This window comes from Stutzerimonas xanthomarina DSM 18231 (assembly GCF_900129835.1).
GTDB classification, from domain to species: Bacteria; Pseudomonadota; Gammaproteobacteria; order Pseudomonadales; family Pseudomonadaceae; genus Stutzerimonas; species Stutzerimonas xanthomarina.
In genome coordinates this window covers 939107-958561 of the sequence record NZ_FQXA01000001.1, presented here as the reverse complement: position 1 = coordinate 958561, position 19455 = coordinate 939107, and the positions used below count along the sequence as shown (strand labels likewise).

The 19455-nt window shown below is 61.6% G+C and carries 16 protein-coding genes; 10 read left to right on the top strand and 6 right to left on the bottom strand.

Going from position 1 to position 19455, the window contains the following annotated elements; genetic code table 11:
• Nucleotides 1–19: 19 nt before the first annotated feature.
• The 4 genes from glmU (at nucleotide 20) to glmS (ending at nucleotide 6359) form a co-directional block, all read left to right on the top strand.
• A complete protein-coding gene (gene glmU / locus BUE09_RS04270) occupies nucleotides 20–1384 on the top strand; it encodes a bifunctional UDP-N-acetylglucosamine diphosphorylase/glucosamine-1-phosphate N-acetyltransferase GlmU (RefSeq protein ID WP_073299432.1) in 1365 nt (454 codons plus the stop codon).
• A gap of 116 nt (nucleotides 1385–1500) precedes the next feature.
• Complete coding sequence (locus tag BUE09_RS04265; protein ID WP_073299431.1) at nucleotides 1501–3648, top strand: methyl-accepting chemotaxis protein; 2148 nt, start codon at nucleotides 1501–1503, stop codon at nucleotides 3646–3648.
• Nucleotides 3649–3723: 75 nt separating this feature from the next.
• The gene (locus BUE09_RS04260) at nucleotides 3724–4506 is read left to right on the top strand and encodes a DeoR/GlpR family DNA-binding transcription regulator (protein ID WP_073299430.1); all 783 of its coding nucleotides are present in this window, start codon (nucleotides 3724–3726) and stop codon (nucleotides 4504–4506) included.
• A gap of 2 nt (nucleotides 4507–4508) precedes the next feature.
• A complete protein-coding gene (gene glmS, locus BUE09_RS04255; RefSeq protein WP_073299429.1) occupies nucleotides 4509–6359 on the top strand; it encodes a glutamine--fructose-6-phosphate transaminase (isomerizing) in 1851 nt (616 codons plus the stop codon).
• 50 nt (nucleotides 6360–6409) lie between these two features.
• On the opposite strand, the gene BUE09_RS04250 is transcribed toward glmS, so the two are convergent.
• The 4 genes from BUE09_RS04250 to BUE09_RS04235 all read right to left on the bottom strand — a co-directional run bounded on the left by BUE09_RS04250 (nucleotide 6410) and on the right by BUE09_RS04235 (nucleotide 12177).
• Nucleotides 6410–6952 (bottom strand): biliverdin-producing heme oxygenase, encoded by a 543-nt coding sequence (locus BUE09_RS04250; protein WP_073299428.1) that lies wholly within the window; start codon nucleotides 6950–6952, stop codon nucleotides 6410–6412.
• Complete coding sequence (locus tag BUE09_RS04245; RefSeq protein ID WP_073299427.1) at nucleotides 6952–9351, bottom strand: hybrid sensor histidine kinase/response regulator; 2400 nt, start codon at nucleotides 9349–9351, stop codon at nucleotides 6952–6954. The genes BUE09_RS04250 and BUE09_RS04245 overlap by 1 nt, the downstream gene beginning before the upstream one ends.
• Before the next feature lie 68 nt (nucleotides 9352–9419).
• Nucleotides 9420–9905, bottom strand: a complete 486-nt coding sequence (locus BUE09_RS04240) for a response regulator (protein WP_073299426.1) — start codon at nucleotides 9903–9905, stop codon at nucleotides 9420–9422.
• A gap of 13 nt (nucleotides 9906–9918) precedes the next feature.
• Complete coding sequence (locus BUE09_RS04235) at nucleotides 9919–12177, bottom strand: ATP-binding protein (RefSeq protein ID WP_073299425.1); 2259 nt, start codon at nucleotides 12175–12177, stop codon at nucleotides 9919–9921.
• A 211-nt stretch (nucleotides 12178–12388) separates the two neighbouring features.
• Between BUE09_RS04235 and BUE09_RS04230 the strand changes: the two genes are divergently transcribed.
• Nucleotides 12389–12796, top strand: a complete 408-nt coding sequence (locus BUE09_RS04230; RefSeq protein WP_073299424.1) for an SMI1/KNR4 family protein — start codon at nucleotides 12389–12391, stop codon at nucleotides 12794–12796.
• A gap of 76 nt (nucleotides 12797–12872) precedes the next feature.
• Nucleotides 12873–13247, top strand: coding sequence for a DUF3301 domain-containing protein (locus BUE09_RS04225; RefSeq protein ID WP_073299500.1), 375 nt, complete (start codon nucleotides 12873–12875; stop codon nucleotides 13245–13247).
• A gap of 8 nt (nucleotides 13248–13255) precedes the next feature.
• Here BUE09_RS04225 and BUE09_RS04220 read toward each other — a convergent pair whose 3' ends face one another.
• Nucleotides 13256–14218: a CobW family GTP-binding protein gene (locus tag BUE09_RS04220; RefSeq protein ID WP_073299423.1), complete on the bottom strand. Its 963-nt coding sequence runs from the start codon at nucleotides 14216–14218 to the stop codon at nucleotides 13256–13258.
• Between the two features lie 90 nt (nucleotides 14219–14308).
• Between BUE09_RS04220 and BUE09_RS04215 the strand changes: the two genes are divergently transcribed.
• On the top strand, nucleotides 14309–14665 hold the full coding sequence (locus BUE09_RS04215; protein ID WP_073299499.1) for an NADH:ubiquinone oxidoreductase: 357 nt from the start codon (nucleotides 14309–14311) through the stop codon (nucleotides 14663–14665).
• Nucleotides 14666–14708: 43 nt separating this feature from the next.
• Here BUE09_RS04215 and BUE09_RS04210 read toward each other — a convergent pair whose 3' ends face one another.
• Nucleotides 14709–15233, bottom strand: a complete 525-nt coding sequence (locus tag BUE09_RS04210; protein WP_073299422.1) for a DUF3617 domain-containing protein — start codon at nucleotides 15231–15233, stop codon at nucleotides 14709–14711.
• 131 nt (nucleotides 15234–15364) lie between these two features.
• Between BUE09_RS04210 and BUE09_RS04205 the strand changes: the two genes are divergently transcribed.
• From BUE09_RS04205 to BUE09_RS04195, 3 genes are all read left to right on the top strand, one after another.
• Nucleotides 15365–15880 carry a sigma-70 family RNA polymerase sigma factor gene (locus BUE09_RS04205; protein WP_073299421.1) on the top strand — a complete coding sequence of 172 codons (516 nt, stop codon included), beginning with the start codon at nucleotides 15365–15367 and terminating at the stop codon, nucleotides 15878–15880.
• Nucleotides 15881–16828 (top strand): FecR domain-containing protein, encoded by a 948-nt coding sequence (locus BUE09_RS04200; RefSeq protein ID WP_073299420.1) that lies wholly within the window; start codon nucleotides 15881–15883, stop codon nucleotides 16826–16828. It abuts the gene before it with no gap.
• 101 nt (nucleotides 16829–16929) lie between these two features.
• Complete coding sequence (locus tag BUE09_RS04195; RefSeq protein ID WP_073299419.1) at nucleotides 16930–19419, top strand: TonB-dependent siderophore receptor; 2490 nt, start codon at nucleotides 16930–16932, stop codon at nucleotides 19417–19419.
• The last annotated feature ends 36 nt before the right edge of the window (nucleotides 19420–19455 follow it).

Genomic DNA, 19455 nt, shown 5'->3' with positions numbered 1-19455 from the left:
CGATTGTTCAGGATCTGCCATGTCTCTCGATATCGTCATTCTTGCAGCCGGTCAGGGTACGCGCATGCGTTCTGCCCTGCCCAAAGTGCTTCATCCGATCGCCGGACAATCCATGCTCGGTCACGTCATCGACACCGCTCGTGGCCTTAAGCCGAAGGCCATCCATGTGGTGATTGGCCATGGCGCCGAGCTGGTACGCGAGCGGCTGGCGTCGGATGATCTGAACTTTGTCGTCCAGGCCGAGCAGCTAGGCACCGGACACGCCGTGGCTCAGGCACTTCCGGCCCTCACAGCCGAACGAGTCCTGATTCTTTACGGCGACGTACCGCTGATCGAGGCCGCAACACTGGATCGTCTTCTGCATAAAGTCGGATCGCAGCAACTGGCGCTGCTCACGGTGAGTCTCGACGACCCGACCGGTTACGGTCGCATCGTCCGCGATGAACGGGGCCTAGTCCAGGCGATCGTCGAGCACAAGGATGCCAACGCCGAGCAGAAGCAGATCAGTGAAGGCAATACCGGGATTCTTGCAGTGCCGGGCGAGCGGCTCGGCGAATGGCTGGGAAGGCTGTCCAATAGCAACGCCCAAGGTGAGTACTACCTGACTGACGTCATCGCCATGGCCGTGGCTGATGGTCTGACGATCGCCACCGAACAACCGCAGCATGCCATGGAAGTACAGGGTGCCAACGACCGCATCCAACTGGCCGATCTCGAGCGACATTATCAGCAACGCGCTGCGCGCCATTTGATGGCCCAAGGCGTGACATTGCGGGATCCGGCTCGCTTCGACCTGCGCGGCGAGGTCACCGTCGGCCGTGATGTACTGATCGACGTAAACGTGATTCTCGAAGGTAACGTCGTTATTGAGGACGGCGTCGAGATCGGACCGAATTGCGTGATTCGCAACAGCACGCTGCGCCGCGGAGCGGTGGTCAAGGCCAACTCCCATCTGGAAGGCGCCGAATTGGGCGAGGGTGCAGACTGCGGACCGTTCGCTCGCTTGCGTCCCGGTGCGGTACTGGGCGCGAAGGCGCACGTCGGAAATTTCGTCGAGGTGAAAAACTCACACATGGGTGAGGGCGCCAAGGCTGGACATCTGGCTTATCTGGGCGATGCGGAAATCGGCGCGCGAACCAATATCGGCGCCGGCACCATCACCTGCAACTACGATGGAGCCAACAAGTCCCGCACGGTCATGGGCGAAGACGTCTTTATCGGCTCCAACAGCTCATTGGTAGCTCCGGTGAACCTTGGGGATGGCGCTACCACCGGTGCCGGATCGGTGATCACTGCTGACGTGCCGGCTGGCAGTCTGGCCCTGGGCCGGGCCCGCCAGACATTGATCGAGGGCTGGCAGCGACCGCAGAAGTTTCGTAAGTGAGCCACAGCCGTCGAGCACTCCGGTGCCCGACGTACGGCGATGCGTTTGTCCTGGAGGCGCTCAAGAGATCGTACATCTAGCCGATCTAGTAGGGCATAACAAAACAGGACGCGCCTATGCTCTCCCTCAATCGACTGTCTATCCAGTGGAAGCTCACCCTGCTGGCTGGTCTCTGCCTGCTGCTGATCGTTGGCCTGCTAATTGGTGCTTCACTTTATCAATCGCGCCAGACCGTGGCTCTGGTCAGTGCTTCGAGCGCTGCCATGCTCGAAGAGTCGGCGCGCGACAACCTGCAGGCACGCGGTTTATCTCAGGCCTTGCGAATCGAGCGTCAGTTCAACGATGCCTATCAGTATGGTCAGGGGTTCGCCCGCCAGGTGTTGTCGCTGCGCGCGCAATCCATCGAGCGCATGTCCAACGCCTTCGAGCTGCGGGAAGACCTGCATCGTCAGGTCAAGACCGCCTTGGAGACGAACCCTGATCTGATCGGTATTTACGTAGTGTTCGAAACCGACGCGCTGGACGACAAGGACGGCATGTTCATCGATAACCCGGAAATGGGCGGCAACGACAGCGGCCGTTTCTCGCTGTACTGGTCGCAACGCACGCCTGGCCAGCTTACGGCCGAAACCATGAGCGAAGAGGTGCTTGCCGACACCACGCCGAGCATCAGCGGCGCACCCTACAACGCCTGGTACAGCTGCGCTCGCGACAGTGCTCGGGCCTGCCTGCTGGACCCTTATTTCGATGACATCGAAGGCCAGCAGCTATTGATGACAAGCGTTGCCTTTCCGTTGATCGTGGGTGACAAGGCGATTGGCGTGGTCGGCGTCGACATCAGCCTGGCGTCGCTCCAACAACTCAGCGAACAGGCACATCAGGAGTTGTATCAGGGCGAAGGCCAGCTCAGTGTTATCAGTCCGGCAAAGCTGCTGGGTGGGCACAGCCGCGACGCCGGTTTGCTCGGCAAATCCTTGGGTGCTGCTTTTGGCCCAGAAAGCGAGGCAATTGGTCGCGCTGTCGATGCGGGCCAGAAGGCGATGCTCGAAAGCGGCGACATGCTTCGCGTGCTGCAACCCGTGCAGCCGATACCCGAACTTGCTCCCTGGGCGATCTTGCTGGAGGTACCACGGCAGGTGCTGCTCGGTCCGGCACAACGTCTTGAACAGGCATTGCAGGCGCAGAGCCGCAAGGACAGCATGATCGCACTGGCCATCGGGCTTGGCGCGGTGCTGTTGGGCCTGGCGCTGATGTGGCTGACCGCGCGAGGCGTCACCCGGCCAATCGAAGGGGTGGCGGCGATGCTCAAAGACATCGCCAGTGGAGAAGGCGATCTCACGCGCCGGTTGGAATACAGCCGTGATGATGAGCTCGGAGCCCTGGCGGGATGGTTCAATCGCTTCCTCGACAAGCTGCAGCCCACCATCGCCGATGTGAAGCGCTCGGTGCAGGATGCCCGCAGCAGCGCTGACCAGTCGGCTGCGATTGCCAGCCAGACCAGCGCCGGCATGCAGCAGCAATTCCGCGAGGTTGATCAGGTCGCGACGGCGTCGCAGGAGATGAGCGCCACCGCGCAAGACGTCGCGCGCAACGCCGCGCAAGCCGCTGAAGCGGCACGGGACGCGGACCAGGCCACCCACGAGGGGCTTAGCGTGATCGACAACACCACGCAAAGCATTGGCAGTCTGGCGGATGAGCTCAACCGTGCCATGACTCAAGTGGAGAGTCTGGCAGCCAGCAGCGAGCAGATTGGATCGGTACTGGAGGTGATCCGCGCGATTGCCGAACAGACCAATCTGCTGGCCCTGAACGCGGCGATCGAGGCAGCACGGGCTGGCGAAGCCGGGCGCGGATTCGCCGTCGTGGCCGATGAGGTGCGCAGCCTGGCCCGGCGCACCCAGGAATCCATCGAAGAGATCCGCCAGGTTATCGAGCGCCTGCAGAGCGGTACCCGCGATGTGGTAACAGCCATGCAGGGCAGCCGTAGTCAGGCTCAAGGCAGCGTCGACCAGGTGGGCAATGCTGTCGCGGCGTTGCGTAAGATTGGGGATGCGGTGGCGGTGATTTCCGACATGAACCTGCAGATCGCCAGCGCCGCTGAGGAGCAGAGCGCGGTCGCTGAGGAGATCAACCGTAATGTGGCGGGGATACGGGACGTTACTGAATCGCTTTCCGGACAGGCGGATGAATCTGCGCGGGTCAGCCAGGCGCTGAACCAGCTGGCGAACCATCAGCAGAGTCTCATGGGCTATTTCCGCGTTTGACGCCTCACGGCGGTTGACGAGCGCGACAAGATAAGTTTTGATTCGCGGGTTATCTTTCGAATCGAAACTTACGCAATGTCGAAACGCAACACACCGCAACGACGCCACGCCATTCTCGCCTTGCTCAATGGGCAAGGCGAAGTGAGCGTCGATGAGCTGTCCAAGCGCTTCGAGACGTCCGAGGTCACCATACGCAAGGACCTCGCTGCGCTGGAAAAAAATGGTCTTCTGTTGCGCCGTTACGGCGGTGCGGTGCCCTTGCCGCAGGAGCTGATTGGCGACAGCGCCCAGCCCGTCTCGCCCTGGAAGCAAGCCATCGCTCGAGCGGCCGTTAGCTGCATCCGCGAGCACGCCCGCATCATCATCGACAGCGGCACAACCACGGCCGCGATGATTCCCGAACTGGGCCACAAGCACGGCCTGTTGGTCATGACCAATTCGCTGGGTGTGGTCAACGCGCTGCGCGAGCTGGAACACGAACCCACGCTACTGATGACCGGCGGCACCTGGGACCCGCATTCCGAGTCTTTCCAGGGGCAGGTGGCCGAGCAGGTGCTGCGTTCCTACGATTTCGATCAGCTGTTCATCGGCGCCGACGGCATCGACTTGCAGCGTGGCACCACGACATTCAACGAATTGCTCGGCCTGTCGCGCGTCATGGCTGAAGTGGCGCGCGAGGTCATCGTGCTCGCCGAGTCCGACAAGATCGGCCGGCGCATACCCAATCTGGAATTGCCCTGGGCCGACATTCATACCCTCATAACGGATGATCGCCTCACCGTCGAGGCGCGTTCAAGCATTCAGGCCCGCGGCGTCAAGCTGATCTGCGCGGCCGTCGAAACCCATCTGGAGACCTGAACATGTGTGGCATTGTTGGCGCCGTCGCCGAACGTAACATCACTCCAATCCTGCTTGAGGGTCTCAAGCGCCTCGAATACCGCGGCTACGACAGCGCCGGTATTGCGGTGCTGGATGGCCATGGCACGCTCAATCGTTTGCGCCGTTCTGGCAAGGTTGCCGAGCTGGAACAGGCGCAACAGCAGGAACAGCTCAACGGTCGTCTGGGCATCGCTCATACCCGCTGGGCCACCCACGGCGCACCCTGCGAGCGCAACGCACACCCGCATTTTTCCGGTGAAGATCTGGCCGTTGTGCATAACGGCATTATCGAAAACCACGAAGCCTTGCGCCATCAATTGAAGGGTCTGGGCTACGTTTTCGTCTCCGACACCGACACGGAGGTCATCGTCCACCTGCTGCGGCACAAGCTCGACGAGCTCGGCGATCTGACTGTCGCGCTCAAGGCGGCGGTCAAGGAGCTGCATGGCGCTTACGGTCTGGCGGTGGTCAGCGCCAAGCAACCGGATCGCCTGCTCGCCGCGCGCAGCGGCAGCCCGCTGGTTATTGGTCTCGGAATGGGCGAGAACTTTCTCGCATCCGATCAGCTGGCCTTGCGCCAGGTAACCGACCGTTTCATGTACCTGGAAGAAGGTGACATCGCCGAGATCCGCCGTGAGAGCGTACAGATCTGGGATGTGAATGGTCAGCCGGTGGAGCGCGAAAGCGTGCAGTACCACGAGGGCGCCGAAGCCGCTGACAAGGGCGAGTATCGCCACTTCATGCTCAAGGAAATCCACGAACAGCCCAAGGTCGTCCAGCGCACCCTGGAAGGCCGCCTCGGAGAGCATCAGGTGTTGGTGCAGGCGTTCGGGCCGCAGGCTGCTGAGTTGTTTGCCAAGGTGCGTAACGTGCAGATCGTCGCCTGCGGTACCAGTTACCACGCCGGCATGGTGGCCCGTTACTGGTTGGAAGAACTGGCTGGCATCCCTTGCCAGGTCGAGGTCGCCAGTGAGTTCCGCTACCGCAAGGTGGTGGTGCAGCCCAACACCCTGTTCGTGACCATCTCTCAGTCCGGCGAGACCGCCGATTCGCTCGCGGCGCTGCGCAACGCCAAGGCGCGTACGGACGAGGAGGGACGCTATCTCGCCAGCCTGGCGATCTGCAACGTTGGGATCAGCTCATTGGTGCGCGAGTCCGACCTGACCCTGCTGACCCAGGCCGGGCCCGAAATCGGGGTGGCTTCGACCAAGGCCTTTACCACGCAGCTGGTCGGCCTTCTGCTGCTGACGCTGTCGTTAGGGCAAGTGCGCGGCACCCTGGCCCCGGCACTGGAAGCGGAGTTGATCGACGAGCTGCGCCGACTGCCGACCCGTTTGGGCGAGGCGCTGGCAATGGATACCACCGTCGAGAAAATCTCCGAGCACTTCGCCGAGAAGCATCACACGCTGTTTCTGGGCCGTGGCGCGCAGTATCCGGTGGCGATGGAAGGCGCGCTCAAGCTTAAAGAGATCTCCTACATCCATGCCGAGGCGTATCCAGCCGGTGAGCTCAAGCATGGCCCGTTGGCGCTGGTTGATGCGGACATGCCGGTGGTGACGGTGGCGCCTAACAACGAGCTGCTGGAAAAGCTCAAGTCCAACCTGCAGGAGGTCCGTGCCCGGGGCGGCGAGTTGATCGTATTCGCCGATCGAGAAGCCGGCATCGAAAACGGCGAGGGCACCTTCATCGTGAGCATGCCGCACATTCACGATGTGCTGGCCCCGATCCTCTATACCCTGCCGTTGCAGCTGCTCTCCTACTACGTCGCGGTGCTGCGCGGAACCGATGTCGATCAGCCCCGCAACTTGGCCAAGAGTGTGACGGTGGAATAAAGGCGACAGCGGTTGAAGTCAGAAGAAAAGCCCGAAAGGGCTTTTCTGCGTTATGGACGTTGGGTTTTTGCGGCGGCGAGGAAGCGTTCGAAGGTATCCATCGCGCCGGCCCGCACATCCTCCCACGGGTGGGTTTTACCGTGCCGCTCGAGCTGCTCGAGGAAGTCTGCCCATGACGGCGTCGTGCCGTGGCCAGCCAGATAGCGCAACGGCGCGTTGGGGTTGCTGCTGGCGACGCGTTTAGCCAGCACGCGCCCGCCTAACCGTGACCCTTCAATGACGTAGGCCGCGCCCAAACACCAGCCAGGCCGAAGTGGATAGGAGATTGATTCCGTTACCGGTGGCCGGCCTTCCAGCTCCGCCAGATCCGCAGACAGCGCGTGGCGTCGTTGACGCTGGGGCCAATCGTTGACCATGGCCTCGATATCGGATGCTTCGAGCGCGACTTCTAGCGGGTCAACGACCTGGGCATGTGCTCGAAGAAAGTCACGGTAGCCGTCGATTTGCTCCAGCGGGAACGCAGAAAAGGCGGCATCGACGCGCTGATGGTGCGGTGCGGTAGCCGCTCGCAGGCGAGAACGGAGCAACTCCATCAGGCCGGCACACTTTCTTTAAGGGCCATATTGAGCTTTGCGGCCAGATGCTCCTCGCGGAACGGCTTCTGAATAATCGTCGAGGTACCCATGCCGAGTTCACCGAGCTCGGCATAACCGGTGACGAATACCACAGGCAGCTTTGGATAACGCGACAAGACAGCGCGTGCCAGTTCGCCGCCATTCATGCCCGGCATGGCGAAATCGGCCAATAGCAGGTCCACGCTTGCGCCATCTTGCAGCAGGTCCAATGCCGCCTGGCCACTGTCAGCCTGGATGACCAGGTATCCGAGGTTGCCTAGCATCTGTGCGGTTACTTCTCGCACGCTGTTATCGTCGTCGACCAGTAGCACCGTGTGGGACGCGTCGCCGATGGGCGTGCTGTGATCGGGCTCGGGCGTACCGGTCGGCAGTTCCGGTGCCATCACGCGGGGCAGGTACACCTTCACCGTCGTGCCGACACCCAGGTCGGTTTCGATGCGTGCGCCGCCACCGGACTGCTTGGCGAAGCCAAACACCTGTGCCAATCCGAGTCCCGAACCTTTGCCCACCTCTTTTGTGGTGAAGAAAGGTTCGAATGCCTTCTGCAGGACCTCATCGCTCATGCCTGTGCCCGTGTCGGTGACGGACAGGACCACATACTCGCCCGGGGCGGGCTCTTCGGCGCGCAGGGCGGGTATGTCCACCACCGCATTGGCCGTACCGAGGGTCAACTTACCGCTGGAGCCCATGGCATCGCGGGCATTGATCGCCAGGTTGAGGATGATCATCTCGATCTGGGTTGGGTCGACCAGCGCATGCCAGAGCCCGGCGCGGGTATCGGTCTCGATGGTGACGGCGCCGCCGAGCGTGCTGTGCAAGAGGCTGAGCAGACCCACCAGTGTGTCGTTGAGATCTACCGCTTTAGGAGCCAGTTGTTGGCGGCGGGCGAAGGCCAGCAATTGGCTGGTCAGGGTTGCGCCACGCTCGCCGGATTCCTGGATGTATTGCAGGCGGCTCAGTGATTTGGCGATCGGTGCGCCTCGCTCAAGGTCGTTCTTGAGGAAGCTGGCGCTGGTGAGTATGACGGTCAGGAGATTATTAAAGTCGTGGGCGACCCCGGCGGTGAGCTGGCCGACCGCCTCGAGACGCTGCATCTGCTGCAGGGTAGCTTCGATGCGCTCGCGTTCTTTGATCTGCTCGGTCAGCTCGCGATTCGCAGCGGCGAGCCGGTCGACCGCTGCGATCTCACTGGTGATGTCACGCCCGGCGGCATACATCCGATCGCCTTCAGGCACCGCCGTCCAGGAGAACCAGCGATAGCCACCGTTGCTGTGCTGCATGCGATTGACGAAGCGATCCGTCACGTTGCCCAGGCGGATGCGGTCGGTTTCCTCGAGCGTGGCACTGAGGTCATCGGGATGCACCAAAGCCCACAAAGGTTGATCTACCAGCTGTTTACGGGGCCAGCCGAGGGTGGCTTCCCAGACGGGGTTGAGGGCGACGACGGTCGTATCGAAGCGCATCACTACGAGCAGGTCGCGTGATAACTCCCACGTTCGGTCGCGCTCCCGAGTGCGCGCCTCCACGCGCTCGCCAAGCGTCTCATTCATCCGCTTGAGCGCCTCGGTGGCCTGCTTTTGCTCGGTGACATCCATCACCACGCCAATGAAGCGTTTGCCTGTTCCGCCTTCGTAGAAGCCCTGACCACGAATTTCCACCCAACGCACCTGCCCGTCGTCGAGCAGGATCCGGTAATCGACAGTGAACTCCTTGTCGCCGGCGTAGGAGAGGGTGGCCCAAATCTCTTCGCGGATGCGCTGTAAATCATCCGGATGGCAGAGCGCTTCGAACTCCCGAATATTGACGGGCACATCGCCTGCCAGACCAAACATTGCGCGGCAGCGTCGATCAAGGATCATCGTGCCGCTCTCCGGCTCGCAATCCCACATGCCCAGGCCGGCAGCATCGATCGCCAGACGAGCGCGCACCTCCACTTCCCGCAGGGCTTCTTCGGCGCGCAGGCGGCCTCGGCGCTCCGTGACTTCGCTGAGGGCACGCTCGACGGCCTTGGGCAGGAATCCGAGGTTTTGCTTGAGTACATAGTCGATGGCGCCGGAGCGCATCATGTTGACGGCATGTTCCTCTCCGAATACGCCGGATAGGAAGATGAAGGGTGTGTCAGGGGCCAGCTGTCTGGCTTCCTGCAACGCCTGGCTACCGGAATAGCCTGGCAGGATGTAATCCGAAAGAATCAGGTCGAAGCGCCGACGCTGCAAGGCTTCGACGACACCTGCGCGGTCGAAGACGATCTCCGTGTCGATGGTGTAACCACACCGCTCGAGGGTCAGCAATGCCAGTTCGGCATCGTGCGGGCTGTCTTCGACGAACAGGACGCTGATAGTAGTTTTCGGCGGCATAACCATCCTGTCGCGGGAGTCGCACGGCGTGTCGTGGTTCAGTTGAGATCGTATGAAGCGCAGGCTTCTCAGTCAGCGGTGTCGTCGTCTGGACGGTCGCGGCGTTGGCGCTTCAGCCGAAACGAGCCCGGTGGCGGTTCGTTGAGCACCGCCCAAAAAATCCCCAAATCCGAAATGGCCGCTACGAAATCCCGAAATTCGACCGGCTTGACGACGTAAGCGTTCACCCCGAGTTCATAGGCTTTTGCCAGGTCGGGTTCTTCACGCGAAGAGGTCAGCATGACCACGGGAATACTGCGCAGCTCGGCGGTCTCACGTACGGTCTTGAGCACTTCCAGGCCATCCACCTTGGGCAGCTTGAGGTCGAGGAGAAGCACGGCCGGGTTGCCACCGGCGCGGCTTGCATAATCTTCACGACGTAGCAGGTAGTCGAGCGCCTCGGCACCGTCACGCATGACGATCACCTCATTGGCCAACTGGCTGCGCTCAAGCGCGACCAGTGTCAGCTCCAGGTCGTGAGGATTATCCTCGACCAACAGAATGGGTTTGAGCATTTAGGGTCCCGTACTAAATGGATGACGCGTAGCTGAGTCTGGGCAGCGAAAAGAAGAAGGTTGCGCCGTGGCCGACCTCACCGTTGGCCCACACCTGACCATCGTGGCGTTCGATGATCCGGCGCACACTGGCCAGACCGATGCCGGTGCCCTCGAATTCTTCCATTCGGTGCAAGCGCTGAAACACACCGAACAGCTTGTTGGCGTACTGCATGTTGAAGCCCACACCGTTGTCACGGACATAGACGATAATTTCTTCGGCACGCTCTTCGGCGCCGATCTCGATGACCGCGTGTTCGCGTTTGCGGCTGTACTTGATCGCGTTGGAGACCAGGTTGCGCAGGGCCATATGAATGAAGGCGGCATCCGCTACCACAATCGGCATCGGATGGACCTGCCATTCTATCTGCCGGCCCTCGCAGTCCGGAGCCATCTCCTGACGAATGGATTCGACCAACGCATAGAGGTTCACGTCAGACAGGCGCAGCGCGGCGCGGCCCATCTGGGAAAAACTCAGCAGGTTGTCGACGAGCGTCCCTGCGAACCGAGCCGCGTCACCAATGTTGTCGAGAAAGCGCAAGCCGCGTTCGCTGAGCTTGCTGCCTTCAAGCTCGCCCAGCAGTTCCGTGTAGCCGGCGATGTGCCGCAACGGGGCGCGCAGATCATGCGAAACGCTGTAGGAAAACGACTCCAGCTCCTTGTTGCTTTCGCGTAGCTCCCCAGCAAGCTGCGCCATTTCCTCGGCCTTGCGCAGCACGATGCCGAGCACGGCGGTACGCAGCTCGAGGGCGCCTTCCAGTTCGACCTGCTGCCAGGGCTCGGCGTAGCCACGGACGGTCTCGCGCCAGCTTTCGAAGCTGTCGCGTGGTGACAACCGGCCGTGCGCGTCACTCTGCTTATCCGCCTGGCCCGCCCAGTTCACCGTCTTGATCTGTTCCGGGCGGAACCAGAGCAGGTAGTGCGGGTGCAGGCGCGAAATCGATACCGCCAACAGGCCGGCACAGTGCTCGGCCAGTTCCGGAATAGCGGCGATATCGCGCGAGACGCAATCGGTGCTGAACGACAGCCGCTCATGCTGCTGCGACAGCCACAACGTCAAACGGATAAGCAGCTCGGACGGCGGAGTCTCACCGACCGTTTCGTGACTTTCGCCGGAAACGATTGCAGCGCCAGTAGCGCCGGCAAACGCAAGCGCCACCGAGGGCAGGCTTTTGAAGCCTTCGATGACGCTGTCGCGATCAGCCATCGCCGAAAGCAGCTCGACGATCTGCCGCCGCAGTTCCAGCTTGCGTTGAGCCAGTACCGCACCTTCCTTGGCCTCGATCTGCAACGAAAGAATTCGCCCCAGCAGCTCGCAGGCCGTGCGGGTCTGGTAGCTCACCGCGCGCGGCGAGGCGTTATGGCAGGAAATCATGCCCCAGAGCTGGTCGCGAATGACGATGGAAATCGACATGGAGGCGAGGGTGCCCATGTTGCGCATGTATTGCAGATGGACGGGCGACACGCTGCGAAGCGAGGCGAAGCTCAGGTCCAGCGGTTTCCCTGTGTTCGGATTGAGCGGCGGAGCCAGCGGGGAGGGCTGGTAGTTCGCGTCCTGAATCACCCGGATCAGGTTGCTCTTATAAAGCTGACGTGCCTGTGGCGGAATGTCTGTGGCCGGAAAGCACAGCCCGAGGTAGCGCGGATAACCCTCGTCAGCATCTTCGGCCAGCACCAGACCGTTGCCTTGTGCATCGAAACGGTATGCCTTGACCCGGCCGAAGCCAGTGATGCGCTTGACCTCGCGCACGGCCAGCTGACAAATGAGCTCGAGCTCCTGCGCCTCCTGGAGCTGCACAACAAAGGTGCGCATCAGTGGATAAAGCGTATCGTAGGCTTGGCCGGAGCTGCCTGCGGATTCAAATTCGACGATCAGTTGCCCAGCAAAGCGGTGAGCCATCAAGGCAAACGAGGGACGATCGGTGCGATCCGGCAGCGTGAAGCTGATATCCCTTAGATGAAACGGATTGTGGTCATCCTCGGCCAGGGTGGCCAAGCGATCGGCAAAGCCGCACTCGCCGATGAGGTCGGTCAAAGGGCGGCCGAGCAAGGCCTGGGCATTGACGCCGAGCCACTTCGAAACGTTCTCACTGGCTTGGATGATGGTCAGCTGCGGCTCGTCAAGCACCAGCAGAAAGCCATGGGGTTGGATACTGCCGGGGATATGGATGGGCTCTTCACCGCATTGGGCGTAAGCCTCCGCGAGCCGTTGTTGTTCTACGGTGGATGCCACGTTATCTCCTCGTCAGGCTCGAGCGACTGAGCGCTACGAGCCGGCATCCGTGCGGCTGTTGTCCAGGTTGGTGCCTGCGGCGCTGCGTTTGCAAGGCGTGAGAAACGCCGTTTTTTCGTGCGGCCGCCACTTTAGCGCGACTGGTACTGGCTAGCCAATGCGAGGGCTTGTATAAACGGCGCATTCTCAAGACCGTCGAAGGGGGACTGTCATGGAAGAAGTAATCGAGCAGCTACGGGAGCTAAACGAACCGGTTCCGGTGCCGCTGGAGCTGCCAGACGACGACCGGTTGGTCGAGGTCGAGGAAGAGTTGCTGATCAACTTACCGTTCGGCCTGCGCGAATTTCTGCTCACGGTCAGTGACGTGGTTTACGGGCGTCTGGAGCCGGTGACCGCGGTCGATCCACAAGCGCACACCTATCTGCCCGAAGTGGCCGCCAACGCCTGGGACGCCGGTGTAGAGCGAGACCTGCTGCCCATTTGCCAGGACGGCCCGGATTTCTACGTAGTGGATCTCGAAGGCGAGGTCATGCTGTTCGATGGCAGCGAGCATGAGATGACTGAGGAGAGCTGGGAGTCGGTCTGGCACTGGGTGCGCGACGTGTGGCTAGAGAGCTGATGCGCCGAATTCCTGTTGCGTCGCGGTCGGCGCTTGATGGTTCGTGCTGCGTGCGGATCTGCCGGCAGTGTCAGGCATGGTGACCCTCGGTAATGTATTCATCTTTCTGGTGCTGCTCAGCATAGGCGCCTGGCTGTGGCACTCCTATGGCATTCGCGAGCGGGCGCTAACGGCTGTGCGGCAGCACTGCAGCAAGATGGATGTAGAGCTGCTTGACGGCAACGTTGCCTTTCGTCGCCTCGGGTTGATCCGGGACGCCCGCAGCCAGCGCCGCTTTGCACGGGTATACGGCTTCGAGTTCACCGTTACCGGTGAGCAGCGGCATCAGGGCAGCATCGTGATGTTTGGTGTCCGACCGGGCCCGATAGAGATGGATGCTCATCCGTTTCCGGCCCGTCAGGACTCCGGGCAGGTCGTTCAGATGGACGATTGGCGGCGTCGCGGCGAATAGCCGCCAGCTCATAGCCGGCACGTAACCAGCGCATCGTTCAGACCTTTTTCAGTCTGCGGCTCAGCGAAGATCAGCTCGAGCCGTGAGTCCTTGCGCCATTCGCTGGGATTGAATGCGAGAGGGTGGCCGTCTAGTGCGTTGGCTGACTGCCAGCCGTGAGCGCCGTGCATGACCAGTTTGGCGCGTCGCCAGTCGAGCGATTCCAGCCATTCCTTGATCCGCCTTAGATCGAAGCGCTGGCTGGGGTGCCAGCGCCAGCCGATGCTCCAGCCCTCGGCGTTACCCTGGCTCTGGCACTGCGGTTGTAGCGGGTCCAGCCAAACACTGCCAAGGCTCGCCTTGGAAGCGGTCAGCGGTAGGGCAGTTTCAGCATTACCAGCGCGCTGATCGATGCCTGGCAAATCCCGGATCGGCAGCTGGCCCTGGTGCGTCCAGCAGACCGGTATCGGTGGCAGCAGCGCTTGCAGTGCATGTCGCTCGGTTGGGTTCAGGCCTTCGCTCTTGTTTATCACCAACAAACCACAGTGGTTCAGTGACTGCTGCTGGCTCTCAGTGAGCGGTTCACCACGGAGCTGTGCCGGCCCGTCAATGACGGCCACACAGGGCTGCACGGCGAGCACATCTTTCCATGGTGGGCATGAGAGCTGATTGAGCAGCTCGGCAGGATGGCCCAGGCCCGAGGGCTCGATGAACAGCCGATCGGGTTTGGATTGGCGCAGCAGTCTGCCCAGGCCGACCTGGAAGGGCACCCCGTTTACGCAACACAGGCAGCCCCCGGCGACTTCTGTAAAGCTGACACCTGAGTCGTCGGTCGTTAGCAGCGCGGCATCGAGCCCGATCTGGCCGAACTCGTTGATCAGCACTGCCCAGTGCTCGTTTGCCGGGCGCTGCGCCAGGAGCGCACGGATCAGGCTGGTCTTGCCGGCGCCGAGTGAGCCGCTGATGAGATGGGTCGGGATTTTGGAAAGCATGGCGGTATGGTGCGCATTCTGCTGAGCGGAGGAAAGCGGTTTTCAGGCTTGCGTGCTAGAGTCGCGGCGTTCGAACCGGAGGAGCTGGTGATGCGTTCGCTGTATGTGCTGCTGATGATGATGGGGCTTTGCGCAGAGGCGCTTGCAGAAGGTTGCATCGTTCACAGCCAGGATGACCGGATCGAGGTAAAAATATGCCAGCAGAATCGCAGCATTCCCGGTGAGCTGTTCCGCACCGGCTTCTGCCAACCCGCCCTCAAGGACCAGAAGGTCGAAGTGACCTTCATCGAGCAGTGCCCGACCGGCGCGTTCGGCATCTGTCGCAATGCCCAGGTTTCGAACATGCCGTATCGCCAGGACATCCATTACTACGGCGTCGCCAGCGATGCACGTTTTCTGCAGCCCGCCTGCGAGCAGAACAGTGCGGGCGAATGGACTACCGAGTAGCTGTTAGCGATCGCGTTGGGTTCCACGTGAAACGTTGCGCTGGTCAGTTCTGAGGCTGCAGTGGGCCGCAGTCTTCGCCAACCCAATGACCGCGCGATTGCATCCGACTGGTGCCTTGTTGCTCGCCCACTGAGTACGACGTCTCGATGGTGTTGGCCACTTCTCGTTCGTTGATGACCTTGGTCTCGCCGTGACCCTTAGCATCCGGGCACTCGAAGCGGAATCGCCACAGGCTGTCGGTTTGCTCAAGCACTTCTTGCGTGCAACCGGGCTCGTCCTGAAAGGGCAGCTTGCGTGATTCGACCTGAGCTTCGCTCAGGCAGATGCGGATGCCGCCGGAACCCAGCTCGACGCCTTGCTCGGCGAGCATGCTTTCCATCATCTTGCGCTGTTCGGGTGGCAGCTCCTTCATCTGCGCCAACATTTCGGACATGCCAGGCATCTGCATGCCATCGACTACCAGCTCTTCGCTGGTGAACTCCCACAGCCCAGGAAGTAGCTGAGCTGCCTGAGCAGGCAAGGAAGCGGCAACCAATGCGACCAGGGTGAGTCGGGCGAAACGGGTCATGAAAGTCTCCTGCCGATCAGTTATTCGATAGCCTAGTCCAGCCGGCCGAAAAGATCAGAGCAAAAAACCCCATAGGACTTTATTGTTGAGAAGCGTTAGCATTCGCGTCTTATATTAAAAGGCGGCGAGTGATGGCAGCTGATGGATTGGCCCGGCAACAACTGGTGCATCGACTTTATGTCGATCATCAGGGCTGGCTGAACGGTTGGCTGCGGCGTCAGCTCGGCTGCAGCCAGAGGGCGGCTGATCTTGCCCAGGACACCTTCGTCCGGGTGCTGAGCAAGGATCGGGGGCTGGATGCGATCCGTGAACCGCGTGCGTATCTGCACATCATCGCCCGCGGCCTGCTGATCAACCATTGGCGCCGTCGGCAGATCGAGCAGGCGTATCTGGAAGCCATCGCGCTGCAGCCGGAGGCGGTTGCACCATCGCCGGAATCCCAGGCGCTGGTAATCGAAACACTGATGCAGGTCGACGCCATGCTGGCTCGACTACCGGACAAGGTGCGACGTGCCTTCCTCCTGTCACAACTGCATGGCATGACCTACGCCTCGATCGGGCTGGAGCTGGGCGTGTCCGAGCGGATGGTCAAAAAATACATGGCGCAGGCCATGTTGCACTGCCTGACCCTGATTGAGGACGACTAGGTGCTGGACTACCAGGTGCTGCAGGCCGCCGCGCAGTGGTTCGCTGTGCTGCAGTCGGACAGTGCCAGCGATGACGACCGCGAGGCGTGGCAGCGTTGGCTCAGCAACCCCGAGCACGCGCGCGCATGGCAACGCGTTGAACAGATCAGAGGTCGATTCGAGCCGCTCTCCCGCGATCCGTTTGGCGCCAAGGCGAGCAGTTTAATGCAGCGCCCTCAGCCGACTCGACGACAGGCACTGAAAAGCCTTTCCGTCATTCTAGGAGGCGGCGTTCTGGCTGTGGCGGGTGGTGTCATGCCCTGGCGCAGCTGGACGGCTGATGAACGCACGGCCGTGGGCGAAGTGCGTGATTGGCCATTGCCCGAGGGTTCGCACCTGTGGCTCAACACCGACAGCGCCGTGGACGTCGTGCTCGATGATCAGGTTCGCCAACTGTCGCTCTACCGTGGCGAGCTGCTGGTGCAGGCAAGCAATGAACCGCGCCCCCTACTGCTGCGCACCGCCGAAGGCAGCGTGGAAACCCACGAAGCCGCTCGTTTCTCGGTCTTGCAGCGTGACGGCAGTACGCAGCTCAGCGTGTTCGATGGCTCCGTTGAGATCCGACCCGTCAATGGACGTGCGCGTATGGCCCTGCAGGGCCAGCAAATCAGCTTTGGCTCCCGACACGCCGAGCCCGAACGGCCGGTCCACATGGGGCGTCAGGCCTGGGTTCGTGGCGTGCTCCTGGCTGACAACCTGCGGCTGGATGAATTTCTCGCCGAACTCAGCCGTTATCGCCAGGGCTATCTGGGCTGTGATCCCCGCATCGCTGGCCTGCGCGTGGTGGGTGCTTACCCGCTCGCGGATACCGAACGCGTGCTGGATGTGCTGGTGAGCACACTGTCGCTGCGGGTCAGCCGGCGCCTGCCGTGGTGGGTCAGCCTCGAGCCGGCGCAATCCGAAGCCTGAAAGCATCCACTAAAAAATTGGCGTTTGCAGTTCCCTTTTTAGCCGGGTCGCTGGGCATAACCGCAACGATCACGAATTTGCTCACGCAAAAAGGATGAATCATGCGCTCCACTGCCTTGCCCGTTTGCCGTCCCCGTTCGCTGTCCCAGGCCATTCGTGCCGCGATGCTCTGCCTGCCTTTGGCCACCGTTGGTGTCGCGCCGATGGCATTGGCGCAATCGATAGAGCAGCAGACTGAACGCACTTATGACATTCCCGCCGGCTCACTCTCCACTGCCCTGAGCCGCTTTGCCGGCGAGGCCGGAGTGATGCTGTCGGTCGATGGCCGCCTGGTCGACAACCGCCAGTCCAGTGGTCTGCACGGCCAATATGGCGTTGCAGAGGGCTTCGATACCTTGCTACGCGGCAGTGGGCTGCGGGCGGTACGGGACCAGCGCGGTGCCTATTTGCTGGTGCCAGCGCCCTCTGGCGAGCAGGCTGAAGCGGTCGAGCTGAAGCCGATGGTTGTGGAGGGCTTCGCCCTGGGCAATGCGCTGGGGGCGATGGAAGGCTACAACGCCACACACAGCAGCGTGGCGACCAAGACGAGCATGCCGTTGGCCGAGACCTCGCAGACTGTCTCGGTGGTGACGCGTCAACAGATCGAAGACCAGGGCTCACGCTCCATTGCCCAGGCCGTACGCTATACGCCGGGCCTGATGAGCTCACCTTACGGTGCCACTACCCGTTACGACTACGTCGCCATGCGCGGCATCACCGATGGCGCGGTGGATAACCTCTACCTCGACGGTCAGAAGCTGCTGGGAGATAGCGGCACCTATAGCAGCCTGCAGGTCGACCCGTATTTCATCGAGCGTATCGACATTCTCAAGGGACCGTCCTCGGTGCTCTACGGACGCAGCCTACCGGGCGGGCTGGTGGCTATGACCAGCAAAAAGCCGCAATACGAGACGCGCCGACAGATCAGGCTGTCCTATGGCAGCGAGGACAACAAGCAGGCCGCCTTCGACTTCACCGGCCCGCTGGATGACGAGCGCATCGCCTATCGTCTGGTCGGTGTCGCGAGGGATGCCGACAACCAGGTCGATGGCATCGAAGAGCAGCGCTACGCCGTGATGCCCTCGCTGAGCATCGACTTCAGCGAAGACACCCGGCTGACGCTGCAGGCCATGCTCCAGCATGACCCCGAAAGCGGCTACCACGGCGGCCTGCCGGCGGACGGCACCGTCACCTCGCACAATGGCCAGCGCATCTCACGCAGCTTCTTCGAAGGCGACGAGGACTACGAAAAATTCGAGCGCGACCAGCAGATGATCGGCTATCAGCTGGAACACCGCTTCAACGATACGGTGTCGGCGCGGCAGAACTTCCAGTACCTCGATTCGACCGTGGAGTCCGGCCAGGTCTACCAGTACGGCTATGCCACGCAGGACGAGCTGGTGCGCTATTACACGGGTGCCGACGAAGTGCTGCACGCCTGGACGCTGGACAACCAGCTGCAGTTTCTTTTTGACACCGGCGCGCTGAGCCATACCTTGGTCACTGGCTTGGACTACCAGCGGCGCAAGGCGAAGGTCGATTACAGCGCGGCCACCGGCGTCGGCACGACCAATCCCTACAGCGGCGCCGCCAACCCGAGCAGCTTTGCCTTCTATCACCAGTACGACGAACTACGCGAGCTGGAGCAGACCGGCCTCTACGTGCAGGATCTGATCAGCCTCGGCAAGTGGCGCTTCTCGCTGGGCGCGCGGCAGGACTGGGTGGACGTTTCCTTCGAGCAGACCGAGTCGATGTACGGTGACCAGGCGGATCAGTCGAAACTTGAGCAGTTCACCGGGCGCGTCGGGGTGCTCTATGCCTTCGACAATGGCCTGTCGCCTTACGCAAGCTATTCGGAGTCCTTCAATCCGAACGCGACGGGTGCCTACAACTACGACTCGGGCACCGGCGCCTATGACATCACGCTGCTCGACCCGACCGAGGGCGAGCAGTACGAGCTGGGCCTGAAATATCAGCCGCTGGGCACCGACGACCTCTACACCATCTCGTACTTCGACCTGAAACAGTCGAACCTGGCGAACAAAGATTCCAACGAGAGCTTCTATCGCGCCGTTGGCGAACTCACGTCCAAGGGCGTGGAAGTGGAGGCGCGCCTGCGTCCGCACGACAACCTCAACGTGATCGCCAGCTACACCTACATGGATGTCGAGTACTCCAGGGATTTCACCGGTGCTGCCGGGGTCAACAACCGCGGCAATACGCCCAACGCGGTGGCCCGCAATATGGCGTCGCTGTGGACTGACTACCGCTTCGAACAAGGTTCGCTGGCCGGATTGCAAGTCGGCGGCGGCGTGCGCTACTTCGGCAAGAGCTGGGCTGATGCGGAAAACATGCTGCGTATTCCGTCCTACACCCTGTACGACGCCATGCTCGGTTACGACCTGTCGCGTGTCGGGTTGGACGGCCTGAGCGCACAGCTGAACCTGAACAACCTGACGGACGAAAAATACGTCGCCGCCTGCAATAGCCTCAACCAGTGTTACTACGGCGAAGCACGAAACGTCATGGCCACACTGACCTACGACTTCTAAGAACCAGGCGAAAAGCCGCTGGCCTGTAATGGGCCG